1 protein-coding gene is annotated in these 262 nt (G+C 55.0%); it reads left to right on the top strand.

The features are described 5' to 3' along the window. Window positions 1-185, top strand: a 185-nt coding sequence (locus RVY79_RS20115; protein WP_317466346.1) for a hypothetical protein, incomplete at its 5' end; no start/stop codon positions are given. Window positions 186-262: the final 77 nt, after the last annotated feature.

Genomic DNA, 262 nt, shown 5'->3' with positions numbered 1-262 from the left:
ACGTTAATCAATGCGTGTCCGTTTTCCGAGACGCTTTGCTTTATCCAATCCCGCGTCAAAATCGCGACGACGATCCAGCGCGCCGGCTCGCCAAAACCCAGCAACCCCGCCAACCGAATGGTTTCGCGGGGTTTTTATTTGGCACGATCACGCTGCTGACGCTCGGCTGCAGAAAACCCGCGTAGCCCACCAGCTAGTAGGGATCGCCATTTCCATAAGGAAATCCTAAGAAAACAATAATGCCCGCCTTGTACGCTGCGCC

Origin of the sequence: Chromohalobacter sp. HP20-39, from assembly GCF_033052815.1 — a bacterium.
Classification (GTDB): domain Bacteria; phylum Pseudomonadota; class Gammaproteobacteria; order Pseudomonadales; family Halomonadaceae; genus Chromohalobacter.
The sequence above is the reverse complement of the archived record's forward strand: the minus strand, read 5'-3'. Positions and strand labels throughout refer to the sequence as shown.